Genomic DNA, 16,889 nt, shown 5'->3' on the forward strand with positions numbered 1-16,889 from the left:
AGTGCCCTGATTTTAGCCAAAATATGACCCCACCAGTAACTGAATCTCATACTAAATTAATCTCTGAGGCAATTGAGCAATTACGCTCTTGTTGTCAAGTAAATCTTCAGTCTACCTGGCTATACCAGGAGTCTGACTGTGATATTACTGAGGTTACTGCATCGAATTTGTCTACATGGAACGCCGTGCAGCTAAATGCTAAAGGCCATATTGCTTGGACAACCGGAAAGCAAGTTTTATGGTTGGCGCAAAAGTTAGTAGTTCCCCAAGATTTACAGGGTTATCCCTTGGCTGGGTTATCTTTGCGGTTAGCATTGCTTTGGTGGGCAGATGCTGCTGAGATTTATGTAAATGGGAAATTAGTGCTGGAGGGAGATTTATTTGATTGTTCGCCGAGAGTGCTGTTGAGTCAGGGGGTAACGCCAGGTGAAGAATTTATTGTGGCTTTGCGACTAGTGAGTCCGGGACATGATAATGGTGCGTTAGTGCGATCGCTCCTTGTTTACGAATCTCCTGATTATAATCGTCCAGATGCGGGTTTTGTCGCTAATGAGTTGGCTGTGGTACAGCTTTATTTGGAAAGGTTTGCACCAGAAAAGTTAGAGGTTTTGGCGGGGTTGGTAGAAGAGATAACGAACCGCAGAGGCGCAGAGAACACAGAGAAAGAGAAAAAAGAGTGGGCAAAATTACTTTTATCTGTCCGCAATAATCTACTTCAATCTAAAATCCAAAATCTAAAATCTAAAATTTATTTATTGGGTCATGCTCATTTAGATTTAGCATGGTTATGGCCTGTAAGTGAAACCTGGAATGCAGCACAGCATACTTTTGAATCAGCGCTAAAGTTACAAGCAGATTTTCCAGAGTTAATTTTCTGCCATTCCACACCAGCGCTGTATGCTTGGATTGAAGAACATCGACCCGATTTATTTAAAGCAATTCAAAAAGCAGTAGCGGCTGGACGTTGGGAAGTTCTCGGCGGTACATGGGTGGAACCAGATTTAAATTTAATCGCTGGTGAATCCATTGTGCGTCAGCTATTGTATGGTCAGCGCTATATAGAAGAGAAGTTTGGTAAGCTGTCGCCTATAGTTTGGGTTCCTGACAGTTTTGGTTTCTGTGCAACTTTACCGCAGTTTTTCGTTAACGCTGGGGTGGAATATTTTGTTACTCAAAAATTGCAGTGGAACGATACTACTAAATTTGATTATGGGGCTTTTTGGTGGCGATCGCCTGACGGTAGTGAAGTATTTAGTCTGATGTCTGCAGCTATTGGTGAAGGTATCGACCCGGTGAAGATGGCAAATTATGCCTATGAATGGGAAACTAAAACTGGGTTAAAAGATGCCCTTTGGCTCCCTGGTGTCGGCGATCATGGTGGCGGCCCTACCCGTGATATGTTAGAAACTGCCCAACGCTGGCAAACTTCACCCTTATTCCCAGATTTAGAATTTACTACTGCAGAAAAATATCTCCAGCAAATAAAAGAAACTATCAGTCAAAACCACCACCCGGTTTGGGACGATGAACTTTATTTAGAATTCCATCGCGGTTGTTACACTACCCACGGAGATCAAAAACGTTGGAATCGGCGTTGTGAAGGCTTACTATACCAAGCAGAATTATTTGCGAGTTTGGCAAATATTAGCTGTGGTGTGGAATATCCGAAAGCAGAAATCGAAACAGCTTGGAAGCAGCTATTATTTCAGCAATTTCACGATATTTTGCCTGGTTCTTCCATTACTCAAGTGTATGTCGATGCTCTACCGCAATGGCAGCATGTGGAAGAACTAGGAACGAAGATATTACAAGCATCATTATTAGCGATCGCATCTCAGATTACCCTACCACAACCACCACAACCAAATAGTTTGCCTGTAGTCGTGTTCAATTCCTTGAATTGGCAACGTTCTGAGGTAGTTTCTGTCAGCTTACCCCAAACAGAAACAGCTAACCCACAATGGCAAGTGTACGATGTTGCTGGAAAAGAAATACCATCTCAAATTAGTGAATCATCGACTCTGCTATTTTTGGCTAGCGATATTCCATCCGTCGGCTATCGTCTATTTTGGCTTGTCCCTACTTCCTCCCTTCCCTCCTCACAGCAGCTTCCATCTAACTGGGTGCTAGAAAATGAATTTCTCCGAGTTACTGTGAACTCCAACACCGGAGATTTAGCTAGCGTATTTGACAAAACTCAGCACAGGGAAGTCCTCAGTGGTGCGGGTAATCAACTGCAAGCTTTTCAAGATAGCGGCCAATATTGGGATGCTTGGAATATCGACCCCAATTATGCCCAGCATCCCCTACCGCCAACTATTCTCAAATCCATTGAGTGGCTAGAAAAAGGTGCAGTGCAAAGTCGTTTACGAGTGGTGCGCCAGTTGGGTAACTCGGAATTTTGCCAAGACTATATATTGTCAGTGGTCGAACCCATACTCAAAATTGCCACAACTGTAAATTGGCAAGAAAATCATGTGTTGGTAAAAGCTGCTTTCCCTCTCAACCTCGAAGCAGACTTTGCTACTTATGAAATTCCCTGTGGCGCAATTCGCCGCACAACCAAACCGCAAACCCCCGCAGAAAAAGCTAAGTGGGAAGTTCCGGCTTTGCGTTGGGCTGATTTAACTGAAGAAGCCACAGCAGAAAATTCCTCAAACCCAAATTATTACGGTGTTAGTTTGCTGAATGATTGTAAATACGGTTACGACAGCCAACCTAATCAATTACGCCTAACGCTATTACGTAGCCCTAACTGGCCCAATCCCCAAGCAGACAAAGGTTTTCACGAATTTACCTATGCTTTATACCCTCACGCTGGTACTTGGGAGTCCGCCCAGACTGTCAAACGTGGCTATGAGTTGAATATCCCACTCCAAGTAATTATTAACCCACTCAGCACTCACAACTCAGCACTCACAACTCAGCACGGGCTAAACGCCCCGCTACCGCTAACAGCACTCAGCACTTCTCACACCAAGAGTTTCCTGAATTTATCGGCTGATAATTTAATCTTGATGACACTCAAGCAAGCTGAAGATGATTCCCAGCAATTCATTATGCGTTGTTATGAATGTCACGGAGACGCAGCCAAGTTATCTTTGCAAAGTGATATCGGCTTAATTTTAGGAGATGGTGTAGATTTATTGGAGCGTTCTACAAGTACAGAATTCTCATCTCGCCAGGAAAACCTCAATATCCAGCCTTGGAAAATTGCTAGTTTTAAAATGAAACCAGGGAATTAACCCTGATTTTTCTGAACCTTCAATATATAAAGGATTGAGGATGAAGAGTTTTTTAAACCTTCATGCTTCATCCCTTTATTAGTAGGATAATTTCAGCCTTTAGCCTTTACCCTTCAGCCTTGATTTAATCTTCATGGTCTTCATAAGGGTCTGCTAATTCTTTACTAGGAGGCCCAAATGATATATAGATTCCCCAGCCGGTGATGGCAATAACAGCGGCGGCGACAGAAATGATGAGAACTACTGATGGTTCCATAATTAAGGGATATGTTATCAGAAAATTGCTTGAAAAGACTGTGAATTAAGTGTTCTGCTCAAAAATGTAAGCAGGTTTTAAAGAGTCTTTATTATGTTATTGTAATGTAATCAAGAATAAGTAAGCAACGCAAAAAGTGTTTCATAGTTGAAATACTGCGTGCTTACGAAACCAAAAACAAAAACTCATTAGTACAAGTACGGCGGGACACGTCGGAATTTATGCTTGGTAGTCAGTGCGTTACTTTGGTTTTCAAAGTTAAAGCAACTGGCGAAAATAAGGTGTCTATACTTTAATTGGATACTTCCTATTAAAGTAAGCAACATCGTAGAACCAAGAATCACTTGATTTTTATCACGTGAGTGTCAAAGAATATTACAGAAGATAAGAAAAAGCTTTGGCAAGTAATCTTAGGTGAACTATGGCACAAAGGACAAGGTTGGGAGATATACTGAGACCCCTGAACTCTGAGTATGGTAAAGTTGCTCCGGGTTGGGGAACAACACCTGTAATGGCTGTTTTTATGCTATTATTCTTCGTTTTTCTGCTGATTATTCTACAAGTCTATAACAAGACCATCCTCATCCAAGATGTATTTGTAGATTGGCGTTCTTTAGGCCGTTAATCTTGACAAAGCTCTTGACATTATAGAATAGGCGCAGCGACACCCGGCTCATCCGGGTTTTTTTGTGATTTGATAGTGAAAAAATTAGTCGAAAACAAGCCAACATAATATAAGTAGGAAGAACATCATCTTCCTATGGTTTTGCTTGACCTATAGATTTATCGGAAAAATCCATGAATATATTTGGTATTGGTCTGCCGGAAATGGCTGTAATTTTTGTAGTAGCACTGTTAATCTTTGGGCCAAAAAAGCTTCCAGAGGTTGGACGTAGCTTAGGTAAAGCAATTCGGGGCTTTCAAGAAGCCTCAAATGAATTTCAAAATGAGTTTAAGCGGGAAGCTGAACAAATAGAACAAGCTGTGAAAACTACTGCTGAACTTGAACCCAAGCAAATCGAAGCAGCACCAGTACAGCATGACACTGCTGATTCTTCACCCAAAAGCTAGAAAGGTGATGCATATACAATGACTGGCAATTTTAGATTTTAGATTGCCGATTTTAGATTGTTTTGTGATTTGAGATGCATAAGTGCTGATGCAAAATTCAATATATCTTTGTCATTGCGAATGCAGCGTTAAGTCTTTTCCCAAGGAGACGCTACATTAATAACTTTGTGGAACCATTTACCTCAAGTTTCTAGGTAAAACAATTCTCAAATCCTTAAACTTCATCCATTTATTGATGGAATTATTCCCAAATCCAAAATCTAAAATCCAAAATTGATAGAGTAGATTCAAAATGACAGAGGCTGTTACAAAACCAGCTTTGGTGATTCCTCAGCTAATTGTTGGGTTGGGGAATCCAGAGCCTAAATATGATCAAACGCGCCATAATATTGGCTTTGCGGCTGTTGATGCACTTTCACGTGCTTGGCAAATTCCGTTAGCTGAAAATAAAAAGTTTCAAGGCGAGTATGGTGAAGGGGTTGCGCCTGTGGGGGGTAAAATCCGCTTGCTGAAGCCATTAACCTATATGAATCGCTCAGGACAAGCAATACAAGCTGTAACTAGTTGGTATAAATTACCGCCAGAGTCGGTGTTGGTCGTTTATGATGAGATGGATTTACCGCTAGGAAAGACCCGCTTGCGCTTATCTGGTTCCGCTGGGGGTCATAATGGAATGAAAAGTGCGATCGCTCATTTAAGTTCCCAAAATTTCCCTAGGTTACGTATCGGTATTGGGAAACCAAAAGGAGCAGGTAATAACGATGATTCCGGGGCTGTTTCCCATGTACTAGGACGTTTTACTGCTGCTGAAAATCAAACAATGTCTGCTGTACTTCAGTTTGTAGTTGAGTGTATAGAACTCTCTCTCAAACAAGGAGTAGAAAAAGCAATGAACCGTTGTAACAGCCGCACTATAGAGATTTCTGAATCTTAGTTAATTTTTTTAATTTGGTTGATGGGCAGCGATTGTCGCCTACTCCATCCAACCATACTCAGACAATTCAAACCCAGCAAATTTATACAAATAGACTAAATCACACCCCAATCAGGGGTGCGGTAAGTCTATGTGATTTTTTTTCACAGTCATGGAAGTGTTTTTTGCTTGCGTGTACTACTCCGACTTGCCCACAGGCCTAAGTCGGAGCTGCAAAACTCGCTCGCTGTTGCTCTATGGGGTACATTCATCGCTAAATGTATGGATCAAAATCCCATGAGTTTGATACAGCATCTGGAGGCCTTGCAACCTTTAAGAGATTCCAGGCTAGACTTTAGCAGCCATCTCTGTTCCTTATCAGGTTGTTTTGTTTTTGATACTTTCCGCACCTTCAGTAACATCAATTAGTGAGTACGGTAGGCAATATCTAGAACAAGCCAGCCTTTAGCACTACCAGTAATAAGTTTATTTAAAACGGCGTTTACGTCTAGCTGCTACTGCCTTACGTTTACGCTTTTCTAATGGGGTTTCAAAGTGCCGATGGTATTTAACGTCAGCTAATATTCCAGCTTTGGAAACCTGGCGTTTAAAACGACGCAGTGCTGAATCTATTCCTTCGTTCTCTCCTAAAACCACTTGGGTCATTCTTGATTTATCCTCATATCGATCAGTTTCCATTGTAATAGCAGCCCCGAACTTAGCAAAACTCCCCAAGCTAAGAATCGGTAAAAAACATAATTTTCTGAATTGATGTAATCACTATTAGCAGTAAAATCTTGGGTTTTGCCATTAAGTAGATATAGTTTTGCGACTATACCAACTGTGTTTAGCCTTCTGGAACGAACAGAAAATTCGGGGTTTTGAAAGCCTGGTTTAGCTAGGAAACTCTCCTGTAGAGCTTGTTTCTCTGTGCCTATACCAATCTTCAGTAATTCCTGACTTTGGGACTACTGAAGGTTGGCGATCGCACTCTACCAGTTTTCCCGCTATACTATATCGTGGTAATATTTGTAACCAGGAATTCTATTAACTATTACTTAAAACTGCTGCTTTTAGAGATTTTAAAAGTTAATTCTTCCTTGACTAAGTAATTTATATCCAGCTACTAAAGCGGCACAAGCAACAAATAAATTCCACAAGCTAGTGGCTCTAAAAAATACTCCACCGCTTAAGAAAACTAACACTAACCCAAGACCTAATAAACCCCATCCCAAATTACGTGCTTCTCGTCCGAAAAACATTAAGGTGATTAAACCTGCCATAATTGCTAAGACTGAAGCGGTAGCAGGTAAGCTGCGCGAGAAAATTGAATAGTATCCACTCACAAAAATAATATTTTGTCCGAAAAAGTAGATACCTATAAAAACTAGAACTAAACCTATTAGTTTGATTAACAGCCTACTCATAATTTTTTTGCATTTTTAATGGCTGCAATTATTATTTTAATTATGATTATACTTGAGTTTTTCAATGCCTACAAAACAAGCAGTTAAATTTATTTAAATTTCATATTTGTAATACGTAAATCTACGGCATAGCACCCCGAGCAATTTGCAGTAATGTCAAGGTTTAGAAACAAAAATATACAGAGCGATGCGATGAAAGATAGTTGGAGATGGCTGTCATTGGTCATTGGTCATTGGTCATTGGTAAGGGTTTCAAGCCTATTTAGGTTTCGTAATATACTTGGGTTTAGTTTCACCGACTTACTTAGCCACGATGATTATTCAGGACTTGCATCGATAGACAGCGCTAACTGATAGAGTTGACGACGGGACAAGGAAGTGAATTTTGCTAATTGACGGCTAGCTTGCGATCGCGATATTCCCTGACGGATTAATTGTTCTAGTTCAGCTTTGAGTTCTGCTTCTGTGAGTTGGGGTTGGCTGGGTGGAATTCCCGCAACCACAAGAGTATATTCGCCTTGGGGTTCGCGTTGGTTGTAGTGGGCGATCGCTTCGGCAATAGTTCCCCGCCAAAACTCCTCGTAAAATTTGGTTAATTCCCTAGCGAGGACAATTTGGCGATCGCTACCTAACATTTCTCCTAAGTCTTGTAACGTATCGCGTAAACGATGGGGCGATTCGTAGAAAATTATTGTGCGAGATTCTGTTTGCAACGATTCTAAATATTCTCGGCGTTGTTGAGTTTTAGCGGCGAGAAAGCCTTCAAATACAAATCGATCAGTAGGTAAACCAGATGCGCTTAAAGCTGTAATTGCTGCACTCGCCCCCGGAATTGGTACTACTGTTATCCCCGCTTCTATACAAGCTCTCACCAGTTCATATCCCGGATCGGAAATTCCTGGCATACCCGCATCACTCACCAAAGCAATTGCTTTACCATTAGCTAAATGCTCTAATAATTCTGGAATCCGGCTAGTACGATTGTGTTCGTGATAGCTAATTTGGGGAGTCTGAACTTGGAAATGTTGCAAAAGTTTCCCCGTGTGACGTGTATCTTCCGCAGCAATTAAATCCACATTTTGTAAAATTCGCACCGCCCGAAAGGTGATATCTTCCAGATTGCCAATTGGTGTACCGACAACGTAAAGTGTTCCTGGTTTTGGATCTGTCTGCATGGGGACTGGGGATTGGGGAATGGGGATTGGGGACTGGGGATTTGGAAAAAGCAGGGGGGCAGGGGGCAGGGGGAAAAATAAATTAAAAATTCCTATTACCAATTACCAATTACCAATTACCAATTACCCATTGACAAATGACAAATGACAAATAACGCCTTATTTGTAGGTTTAGTAACCTTGGATTTGATTTACTTGGCTGAGTCGCCTCCCCAGAATAATCAGAAGATTGTTGCTAATGACTATACTGTGGCAGCAGGTGGCCCGGCTACAAATGCGGCTGTTACATTTAGCCATTTAGGTAATCAAGCTACAGTGTTGGGTATTGTGGGTTCTCACCCGATGACGCAGCTAATTCGTACAGATTTGGCAGCTTACAAAGTAGCGATCGCGGATCTTTACCCTACCACTAATGCTGCTGTACCTGTATCTTCCATCATTGTTACCCAATCTACAGGTGAACGAGCAGTAGTTTCTATTAATGCAGTCAAAACTCAAGCTAGTAGTTCATCAATCCCGGCTGATATTTTGCAAAACATTGATATAGTGCTGATTGATGGACATCAAATGGTAGTGGGTATTGAACTTTCTCAAATGGCTAAAGCTCAGAATATCCCAATTGTGATTGATGGTGGTAGTTGGAAAAGCGGATTTGAGGAACTGTTACCTTCTGTTGATTACGCGATTTGTTCTGCTAATTTTCATCCTCCCAACTGTCAAACAGCTGCAGAAGTTTTCGCCTATCTCAGTTCGTTTAAAATTCCCCACATCGCCATTACCCACGGCGAACAACCGATTGAATACTTAAGTTGCGGCGATAGTGGTGTTGTGAATGTGCCACATATTCAACCAGTTGATACACTGGGTGCTGGAGATATTTTTCACGGTGCTTTCTGTCATCACATTTTACAAGCAAGTTTTACTGATGCGCTAGCTCAGGCTGCGAAAGTTGCCGCTAATGCTTGCCAATTTTTCGGCACACGCCGTTGGATAGAAGCCAATCACTGATTAGAGATTTCACTCAGATAAGGCAAAATGAATGAAAGATTTACAAGAAATTTTAGCGATCGCTCGTCAGGTAGGATGGGGAGCAGCAGATATATTACAGTCTTATTATCACGGGACTATTAAAGACTCTAATTTAGAAATTGAATATAAACAAAATGAACCTGTAACCGCTGCAGATATCGCTACTAGTCAATATATTTTAGACAATTTACAAGCAGCTTTAGGTAACGAAGATTTTGCTTATATTAGTGAGGAAACTTATAAATCACAACAGGGTAAAAATAACTCTCAATATGTATGGATAATTGATCCCTTAGATGGCACTCGAGATTTTATTGATAAAACTGGAGACTATGCAATTCACATTGCTTTAGTTACAGAAAATCGCCCAGTACTATCTGTTGTATCATTACCAGAATCAGAAAAGTTATATTATGCTACCAAGGGCGGCGGTACATTTGTTGAAACTCGTAATAGTTCTATTCCCTTACAAATATCTTTAAACTTAGATACAAAGCCTTTAGAAGATTTAACTTTAGTAGTAAGTCGCTCTCACCGTAACCAAAGATTAAATTATTTATTAGAAAATTTACCCTGTAAAAATCATAAATCTGTTGGTAGTGTTGGTTGTAAAATTGCTACTATTCTGGAACAAAAGGCAGATATTTATATTTCTCTTTCTGGCTCATCTGCGCCTAAAGATTGGGATATAGCAGCGCCAGAATTAATTTTAACCGAAGCTGGCGGTCAGTTCACTCATTTTGATGGCACACCATTACAGTACAACACTGGTGATATTAGTCAATGGGGTGGTTTACTAGCAAGCAATGGTCTATATCATGAGGATTTATGTCAACAATCCGAGAGAATTTTAGCAAATTTTTCTAATAGCTAAATGATATATCAAGAGTTGTAGAGACGCGATTAACAGGGTAAGCTCATCTAATTTGGTATAATGCGAACTTGACAAATTAAAGAATATAAGGGCAGAAGACCGAATAAAAAACGCACTTGACAACTGAGCAGGATAAATGAGAAGACTTCAATGCTGTTGTCAAAAGATGGTCAGGAGTCAGGAAGATGTCACAAGGCTTTGAAATGAAATCTGCTGATGCTACGAAAAATTCTGGTGGTAACAGACAGGCAAAACAAGTGGCAGACATCGGCAGTATTCAACAGAGTTTAGTGGAGCATTTTTCTGATATCAAAGATCCAAGAGTAGAGAGAACTAAAAAACATCAACTTACAGATATCTTGGTAATTGCGATTCTGGCAGTTATAGCAGGAGCGCAGGGATGGGAAGATATTGAAAATTACGGCATCAGTAAGCAACAATGGTTAGAAGAATTTTTAGTGCTACCAAACGGAATTCCGTCAGATGACACTTTCCGTCGGGTGTTTGAGTTCATCAACCCAGAGGCATTAAATCGATGTTTTCTCAGTTGGGTAGAAACCTTAGTCACCAAAATGGGAGGAGAAATAATCCCCATAGATGGCAAGACGATTAGAGGTTCTTATGACCGAAATCAAGGGAAATCAGCACTTCATGTAATTAGTGCTTGGTCAAGTGAACAACACCTGGTTTTAGCACAGATGAAAGTAGAAGATAAATCCAATGAAATTACGGCGATTCCGGCATTATTGGAATTGATAGATATCACAGGAGCTATCATTACCATTGATGCGATGGGAACACAAACCGAAATTGCCAAAAAGATTATCGATAAGAAAGCCGATTATATCTTGGCGCTTAAAGCTAATCATCCCACTCTCTGTTCTCAGGTGAGTGAATGGTTTGAAACCGCTCTTGCCGATAATTTTCAAGGTATTGATGTCAGTTATGACAACCGGATTGAGAAAGGACATCACCGCAGAGAAATTCGTGAAGTTTGGACTGTACCCATTGCGGCAATTGGTGAGCTTTATCAACCCAAATTATGGACAGGATTGCGAACCCTGGTTATGGTTGTTCGTGTGCGTCATCTTTGGAATAAAACTACTCGTGAGGTTCAGTTTTATCTCACCTCTTTAACCAGTGATGCTCAACTTATCGGTCGCGCTATCCGAAAACACTGGGGCATTGAAAACGAGGCTCATTGGACGCTTGATTGTACTTTTGCTGAAGACGCTTGCCGTATTCGCTCTTTCCATAGCCCCCGCAATTTTGCTCTTTTACGACGCATTGCTCTTAATGCTCTTAACTGTGAACAGTCTTACAAACGTAGTCTGCGTCAAAAAATGAAACGCACTGCTATGGATAACAATTATATGATTCGGGTTCTCAGTTGTTGTTTCATTAACAATACATTAGATTCTTCTGATTCCTTGTGTCAAGCCTGATTGAGATGCTCTTACCCTGGCGATTAATCGCGTCTGGAATCCAAGGTTCAGAGGTGTTTGTCATTGGGTAATCGGTAATTGGTAATAGGAATTTATCATCGCCTAATCCCCATTTTCTATGGCTATAGAATCTTTGAAAAAGCGTTTCCTTACGTCAACCCATGACAGAAATATCGGTTAAGCTTTCAATATCCTTGATGGGTTGCGCTGCGCTTAACCCATCCTACAGCTAAATTATATGTCGCGGGTTAAAAGTTGGAGAGACGCAATTAATTGCATCTCTCCTCAAAAGTCAAAAGCTAAAATTACTTTTTTGTTTGGCATTTGGTGTTTTTCCCCATTACCAATTACCAATTACCCATTACCACATGACTACAGAATCATTTGAAAAAAATACCTGGGATTGGCAACTTTCTCAGTTACAACAACAAGTAGGAGAATGGATTGAGTACCAATTTTCTCGCTTAGAATCAGCTTTACCACAATTGCCCCCCGGATGGTCAATTAGTCCTTGGTTAAGTGAACTGTTAAAATTTCTATTTTGGCTGATATTAGGTTTATTTGTAGTTTGGTTGCTTTGGCTGTTGTGGCGAGAATTTAACCCTTATATATATTCTTGGTTGAATAGAAGAGGCAATCGTTATAGATCTGTTACAAATATCAGCGATACTGAGTTATCTGTACCTTTATGGTTAGCGCGATCGCAAGAGTATTATCGTCAAGGTAATTACCCTGAAGCTTGCCGTTGTTTATATATGGCAATATTACAGCGCTTGCATGATAGCAGTGTTATTAGCCACAAACCTAGCCGCACTGATGGCGAATATTTGCAATTGCTGCGAGCATCTATAACGCCTATCCAGCCTTATGAAACATTAATCACAACTCACGAACAATTATGTTTTGGCGATGCAGAAATTCTGCCAGAAAATTATGAGCATTGTCAGCAAGCGTATCGGGAGATTGCGGGGGAGTAGGGTTTGGGGATGAGGGATATAAGGGAGATGAGGGAGAAAGAATAAACGACAAATACTATTACCCATTCCCCATTACCCATTACCCATTCCCCATTACTGCATTACTATCTACAATATCCATAAGTTAAGTATAAAGCTGTACATTAAATGAAGCGCTCAAACCGCTTGGCTTGGCTGGGGGCGATCGCATTAGTGGCGATCATTGTATTAAGCTTGATAGCGGCTCCCCGCAATAGCACAATTAATAGTGGTTCAACTTATAACCGTGCTGCTGATGGCTATGGGGCTTGGTATGCTTATATGCAGCAGCAGGGAACTACAATCAAGCGTTGGCAAAAGCCTTGGAAAGATATCGAAGCGCAAAAAAAACCGATGACATTGTTAGAGGTAAATAGCAGTCTCGGTTCTCCAATCATCAATTCTGCAAAACGGGAATGGTTACAAAAAGGTAATACCTTGGTAATTTTAGGCGTGCGTTACCCCGTGACTGCGGCTGATTTTCACACTATGCAAAAATCTCCCCTTGGAGATGTGAAAATTGATACAACTAGAAGGCATGATAAAGCCGATAAAGAAGAAATTAAATTAGGCGATCGCTTCGGTGCTGTAGTCTGGGAAGAAGAGTATGATAAGGGAAAAGTGATTTTTTCCACTACTCCCTATTTAGCAGCCAATGCCTATCAAGATTATTTAAGTAATTTTAAATTTCTTGCAGATTTAGTCAGCAAACAAAAGAACGCTATTTTTGTGAATGAATACATTCATGGTTATAAAGATGCTGATGTGCGACAACAAGAAGGCAAAGATAACTTATTGAGTTATTTTGCTAAACAGCCTTTGATTGTGGCGTTATTACAGGTAGGTATTTTATTAATAGTCTTAATTTGGGCGCAAAATCGCCGCTTTGGTAAGCCAGAAGTTTTAACTGTACCAGTTTTAGATAACAGCGCAGCTTATATCCAAGCTTTAGCAGGAGTATTACAAAAAGCTGAATCCAGCGATTTTGTGGTTGAAATGGTGGGAAAAGAAGAACAACTACAACTGCAAAAAGCTTTAGGATTAGGGCCGATTTTACTAGAACCTCAAGCTTTGATCGATGTCTGGCGAGAGAAAACAGGTGCAAGTTCTGCTGAACTAGCTACAGTCTTAAAGCTACAATCCCAAAAACGACCCATGCGTGAACGAGACCTATTAAGCTGGTTGAGGAAATGGCAAACAATCAAAAATAATTACTAATTCGTAATTCGTAATTATGCTGCGAGTTTATTCACTCACAAAGGACTTATTCTTATTGGGTGCTGTACTTCCATCATGTAATTATTAATTACAAATTGTTAAACAAACAAGATAATTTATACTAATCATCTAAAATTAAACAGCAATTCATAACACAATATCGTTCAATTAGTGCCAAAAAGTTTAAAATCTGTAGGTTGGGTTGAGGAACGAAACCCAACATGTTCATCAGTTTGTTGGGTTTCACTACGTTATACCCAACCTAGAATTATCTAAATTACGAATTATAAATTAGTCTAATATGAGTGAAATAAATTCTGTTTTAATTCGCCTAGGGAAAGGACTTAACCAGATAATTGTTGGACAATCTAGCCTGGTGCAACAGTTACTGGTAGGACTGTTAGCTGGGGGACATATAATTTTAGAAGGAGTCCCCGGCACTGGTAAAACACTTCTAGTTAAGGTATTAGCGCAATTAATTCAAGCAGATTTTCGGCGGATTCAATTAACACCAGATGTATTGCCGTCAGATATCACTGGGACAAATATTTTTGATTTGAATAGCCGCAGCTTTACTTTGAAAAAAGGGCCTGTTTTTACCGAAGTATTACTAGCAGATGAAATTAACCGCACTCCACCAAAAACCCAAGCGGCGTTGTTAGAAGCAATGGAGGAAATGCAGGTAACTTTGGATGGTGAAAGTTTACCTTTGCCAGAATTATTTTGGGTAATTGCTACACAAAACCCCCTAGAATTTGAGGGTACTTACCCTTTACCAGAAGCACAGTTAGATAGATTTTTATTTAAGTTAGCTGTAGATTATCCCGAGCAAGCAGCAGAAAAACAAATGTTACTCAATCGTCAAGCGGGGTTTGCCGCGCGCAGAGGAGATATAAATCGGCTTGAACCTATAGCAACGGTAAGCGAAATTTTACAAGCAAGGCAAGCAGTTAAAGAAGTTAAAGTCTCGGAATCAATAATTGATTATCTACTAGCGTTAGTCAAAGCATCTCGCCAACACCCGGAATTAGCTTTGGGTGCATCACCTCGCGCTGCTGGTGCTTGGTTGCAGACATCCCAAGCATTTGCGTGGTTAGCAGGAAGGAATTTTGTCACACCAGATGATATAAAATCTGTCGCCTCACCTTTATTGCGTCATCGCTTAATTTTGAAACCAGAAGCAATGCTTGATGGGTTACAAATTGATGCAGTAATTGCTTCTTTAATTAATCAAGTACCAGTACCAAGATAAATGGTAAAAATGCACTCCAAATGACGAAGTAAATAACCAGCAAAATGCAAAACCATCTGAATAAATTATTCAATTTAAAGGTAATACATCGTCTGAGGAAAGCAATATCAACAATTCCTGATTCTCGCTTTTGGTTAAATAATGTATTAGTTTTGTTAGGAGTTTATACAATTATTTCATTACCATTTGGTTTATCCTTGGGGTTTCTCAAATTTGGCTTTGTTGAATTACCAATAGGAGAAATCCTGAAGATTTTAGCTATCTGCTTATTTACACCTGCAATCACTGAAGAAATATTTTTTAGAGTTTTCTTCTTGCCTCATGTGACAGAAGATGTTTCACAAACTACTAAATGGTTATGGGGATTTATAAGTTTGGTAATTTTTATTATTTACCATCCCCTAAATGCTTTGACAGCTTATCCGGCTGGGTTTCCCACATTTATGAATCTAGCTTTTTTATTTATGGCAGCAATTTTAGGAATTGTCTGTACTATCGCTTATCTCCAAAGTGGTTCTTTATGGTCTTCAGTGGTAATGCATTGGATAATTGTAGTAGTTTGGCTAATATTTTTTGGTGGATATGAAAGACTGAATGCTGGATTAAATTAGAAAATTCTTAAACACAAAATTATATTTGATATAAAAGCAATGGTGCCAGCAGATAGAGTTTATATATTATTAGTGATAGGAATTGCGATCGCACCTATTTTGGCGATGCTTTTCGGTATTTACACAAGTATCGGGATTACACTTTTATTTGATATTTTCGTCCTCGCATTAATGGTGGTGGATGGTTTACGAGTAAGGCGCGATCGCATCGAAGTTAGCCGCCAAATTCCATCACGCTTATCTATTGGTCGAGATAACCCGGTGGTACTAACGGTAAAATCGGGAAATACCAATGCTGTAATTAAAATTCGTGACTATTACCCCACAGGCTTTGGTGTTTCTACACCAGAACTCAGCACTACTGTAGGGATGAATAGCACCCAGGAATTAACATACACAGTTCACCCCACACAACGGGGAGAATTTGCTTGGGGCAATCTTCAGGTAAGACAATTAGGATTTTGGGGATTAGCTTGGAATGATTGGCAAATTTCGCAAAATCTACGGGTGAAAGTTTATCCCGATTTAGTGGGATTGCGATCGCTTTCTATTCGTTTAGCATTGCAATCATCTGGATCAATCCGCCAACGCCGCATGGGTATTGGTACAGAGTTTGCGGAACTGCGAAATTATCGCACAGGCGACGATTTACGCTTGGTTGATTGGAAAGCCACAGCCAGACGTGTAGGGGCTTATGGTAATACACCCCCCTTAGTTAGGGTTTTAGAACCAGAACAAGAACAAACTTTAATCATTTTGCTCGATCGCGGGCGGTTAATGACAGCCAAAGTCCAAGGTTTGCAGCGATTTGATTGGGGATTAAATGCAACCTTATCCTTAGCTTTAGCCGGATTACATCGAGGCGATCGCGTGGGTGTGGGTGTATTTGACAGACAAATGCATACGTGGATTCCACCGGAACGCGGTCAAAATTATCTCCCCCAGTTAATTGATCGCTTAACGCCAATTCAACCAGTATTGCTGGAATCTGATTATTTAGGGGCTGTAACCAATGTAGTACAACGGCAGACTCGGCGCGCACTCGTAGTATTAATTACCGATATAGTTGATGTCACTGCTTCTACCGAACTTCTCGCCGCCCTTTCGCGCCTAGCGCCTCGTTATCTACCATTTTGCGTCACACTCCGCGATCCGCAAGTTGATCGTCTAGCGCACACCTTCACTGAAAATGTGACAAATACTTATGTTCGCGCAGTCGCTTTAGATTTATTAGCACAGCGACAAGTAGCATTTGCCCAATTAAAGCAAAAAGGTGTATTGGTACTTGATGCACCAGCACACCAAATTACAGATCAGTTGGTTGAACGATATTTACAACTCAAAGCCCGGAATCAACTTTAAAAAATACTTTCATCTA

Annotated in this window: 16 protein-coding genes; 12 read left to right on the top strand and 4 right to left on the bottom strand. The window is 40.4% G+C overall.

Annotation, left to right across the window (positions count from 1 at the left end):
• The first annotated feature begins 23 nt into the window (after positions 1-23).
• Positions 24-3,245, top strand: a complete 3,222-nt coding sequence (locus tag AACU25_RS09210) for an alpha-mannosidase (protein ID WP_096574917.1) — start codon at positions 24-26, stop codon at positions 3,243-3,245.
• Between the two features lie 124 nt (positions 3,246-3,369).
• Here AACU25_RS09210 and psbN read toward each other — a convergent pair whose 3' ends face one another.
• The gene (gene psbN, locus AACU25_RS09215) at positions 3,370-3,501 is read right to left on the bottom strand and encodes a photosystem II reaction center protein PsbN (protein ID WP_045874358.1); all 132 of its coding nucleotides are present in this window, start codon (positions 3,499-3,501) and stop codon (positions 3,370-3,372) included.
• Between the two features lie 421 nt (positions 3,502-3,922).
• On the opposite strand from psbN, the gene psbH reads away from it, so the two are divergent.
• The 3 genes from psbH (at position 3,923) to pth (ending at position 5,506) form a co-directional block, all read left to right on the top strand.
• Positions 3,923-4,126: a photosystem II reaction center phosphoprotein PsbH gene (gene psbH / locus AACU25_RS09220; protein ID WP_096574919.1), complete on the top strand. Its 204-nt coding sequence runs from the start codon at positions 3,923-3,925 to the stop codon at positions 4,124-4,126.
• Between the two features lie 173 nt (positions 4,127-4,299).
• Entirely contained in the window at positions 4,300-4,572 is a 273-nt protein-coding gene (locus tag AACU25_RS09225) for a TatA/E family twin arginine-targeting protein translocase (RefSeq protein WP_045874356.1), read from the top strand.
• A gap of 292 nt (positions 4,573-4,864) precedes the next feature.
• Positions 4,865-5,506 (top strand): aminoacyl-tRNA hydrolase, encoded by a 642-nt coding sequence (gene pth, locus AACU25_RS09230; RefSeq protein WP_045874355.1) that lies wholly within the window; start codon positions 4,865-4,867, stop codon positions 5,504-5,506.
• 465 nt (positions 5,507-5,971) lie between these two features.
• Here pth and rpsU read toward each other — a convergent pair whose 3' ends face one another.
• The 3 genes from rpsU to rsmI all read right to left on the bottom strand — a co-directional run bounded on the left by rpsU (position 5,972) and on the right by rsmI (position 8,087).
• A complete protein-coding gene (gene rpsU, locus AACU25_RS09235) occupies positions 5,972-6,151 on the bottom strand; it encodes a 30S ribosomal protein S21 (protein ID WP_008226419.1) in 180 nt (59 codons plus the stop codon).
• A gap of 416 nt (positions 6,152-6,567) precedes the next feature.
• Complete coding sequence (locus AACU25_RS09240; protein WP_096574921.1) at positions 6,568-6,912, bottom strand: hypothetical protein; 345 nt, start codon at positions 6,910-6,912, stop codon at positions 6,568-6,570.
• Positions 6,913-7,229: 317 nt separating this feature from the next.
• Positions 7,230-8,087, bottom strand: a complete 858-nt coding sequence (gene rsmI / locus AACU25_RS09245) for a 16S rRNA (cytidine(1402)-2'-O)-methyltransferase (protein ID WP_096574923.1) — start codon at positions 8,085-8,087, stop codon at positions 7,230-7,232.
• A gap of 144 nt (positions 8,088-8,231) precedes the next feature.
• Here rsmI and AACU25_RS09250 point away from each other — a divergent pair, with 144 nt between their 5' ends.
• The 8 genes from AACU25_RS09250 to AACU25_RS09285 all read left to right on the top strand — a co-directional run bounded on the left by AACU25_RS09250 (position 8,232) and on the right by AACU25_RS09285 (position 16,873).
• Positions 8,232-9,095, top strand: coding sequence for a sugar kinase (locus AACU25_RS09250; RefSeq protein ID WP_096574925.1), 864 nt, complete (start codon positions 8,232-8,234; stop codon positions 9,093-9,095).
• Between the two features lie 31 nt (positions 9,096-9,126).
• Complete coding sequence (locus AACU25_RS09255) at positions 9,127-9,990, top strand: 3'(2'),5'-bisphosphate nucleotidase CysQ family protein (RefSeq protein ID WP_096574927.1); 864 nt, start codon at positions 9,127-9,129, stop codon at positions 9,988-9,990.
• 185 nt (positions 9,991-10,175) lie between these two features.
• Entirely contained in the window at positions 10,176-11,435 is a 1,260-nt protein-coding gene (locus tag AACU25_RS09260; protein ID WP_096574929.1) for an ISAs1 family transposase, read from the top strand.
• 368 nt (positions 11,436-11,803) lie between these two features.
• Entirely contained in the window at positions 11,804-12,412 is a 609-nt protein-coding gene (locus AACU25_RS09265; protein ID WP_096574931.1) for a DUF4129 domain-containing protein, read from the top strand.
• 147 nt (positions 12,413-12,559) lie between these two features.
• Positions 12,560-13,648 (top strand): DUF4350 domain-containing protein, encoded by a 1,089-nt coding sequence (locus AACU25_RS09270; RefSeq protein ID WP_096574933.1) that lies wholly within the window; start codon positions 12,560-12,562, stop codon positions 13,646-13,648.
• 301 nt (positions 13,649-13,949) lie between these two features.
• Positions 13,950-14,900: an AAA family ATPase gene (locus AACU25_RS09275; RefSeq protein WP_096574935.1), complete on the top strand. Its 951-nt coding sequence runs from the start codon at positions 13,950-13,952 to the stop codon at positions 14,898-14,900.
• 44 nt (positions 14,901-14,944) lie between these two features.
• Positions 14,945-15,511, top strand: coding sequence for a CPBP family glutamic-type intramembrane protease (locus AACU25_RS09280; protein ID WP_096574936.1), 567 nt, complete (start codon positions 14,945-14,947; stop codon positions 15,509-15,511).
• Positions 15,512-15,550: 39 nt separating this feature from the next.
• On the top strand, positions 15,551-16,873 hold the full coding sequence (locus AACU25_RS09285; RefSeq protein ID WP_096574938.1) for a DUF58 domain-containing protein: 1,323 nt from the start codon (positions 15,551-15,553) through the stop codon (positions 16,871-16,873).
• The last annotated feature ends 16 nt before the right edge of the window (positions 16,874-16,889 follow it).

Source organism: Tolypothrix tenuis PCC 7101, from assembly GCF_963874875.1.
GTDB classification, from domain to species: Bacteria; Cyanobacteriota; Cyanobacteriia; order Cyanobacteriales; family Nostocaceae; genus Aulosira; species Aulosira tenue.

Coding starts and splice junctions, on each gene's coding strand:
- AACU25_RS09255 (WP_096574927.1), top strand. CDS start 9,127: ATGAAAGATTTACAAGAAATTTTAGCGATCGCTCGTCAGGTAGGATGG.
- AACU25_RS09275 (WP_096574935.1), top strand. CDS start 13,950: ATGAGTGAAATAAATTCTGTTTTAATTCGCCTAGGGAAAGGACTTAAC.
- pth (WP_045874355.1), top strand. CDS start 4,865: ATGACAGAGGCTGTTACAAAACCAGCTTTGGTGATTCCTCAGCTAATT.
- AACU25_RS09270 (WP_096574933.1), top strand. CDS start 12,560: ATGAAGCGCTCAAACCGCTTGGCTTGGCTGGGGGCGATCGCATTAGTG.
- psbN (WP_045874358.1), bottom strand. CDS start 3,501: ATGGAACCATCAGTAGTTCTCATCATTTCTGTCGCCGCCGCTGTTATT.
- AACU25_RS09210 (WP_096574917.1), top strand. CDS start 24: ATGACCCCACCAGTAACTGAATCTCATACTAAATTAATCTCTGAGGCA.
- AACU25_RS09240 (WP_096574921.1), bottom strand. CDS start 6,912: ATGAGTAGGCTGTTAATCAAACTAATAGGTTTAGTTCTAGTTTTTATA.
- rpsU (WP_008226419.1), bottom strand. CDS start 6,151: ATGACCCAAGTGGTTTTAGGAGAGAACGAAGGAATAGATTCAGCACTG.
- AACU25_RS09285 (WP_096574938.1), top strand. CDS start 15,551: ATGGTGCCAGCAGATAGAGTTTATATATTATTAGTGATAGGAATTGCG.
- AACU25_RS09225 (WP_045874356.1), top strand. CDS start 4,300: ATGAATATATTTGGTATTGGTCTGCCGGAAATGGCTGTAATTTTTGTA.
- AACU25_RS09265 (WP_096574931.1), top strand. CDS start 11,804: ATGACTACAGAATCATTTGAAAAAAATACCTGGGATTGGCAACTTTCT.
- AACU25_RS09280 (WP_096574936.1), top strand. CDS start 14,945: ATGCAAAACCATCTGAATAAATTATTCAATTTAAAGGTAATACATCGT.
- rsmI (WP_096574923.1), bottom strand. CDS start 8,087: ATGCAGACAGATCCAAAACCAGGAACACTTTACGTTGTCGGTACACCA.
- AACU25_RS09260 (WP_096574929.1), top strand. CDS start 10,176: ATGTCACAAGGCTTTGAAATGAAATCTGCTGATGCTACGAAAAATTCT.
- psbH (WP_096574919.1), top strand. CDS start 3,923: ATGGCACAAAGGACAAGGTTGGGAGATATACTGAGACCCCTGAACTCT.
- AACU25_RS09250 (WP_096574925.1), top strand. CDS start 8,232: ATGACAAATAACGCCTTATTTGTAGGTTTAGTAACCTTGGATTTGATT.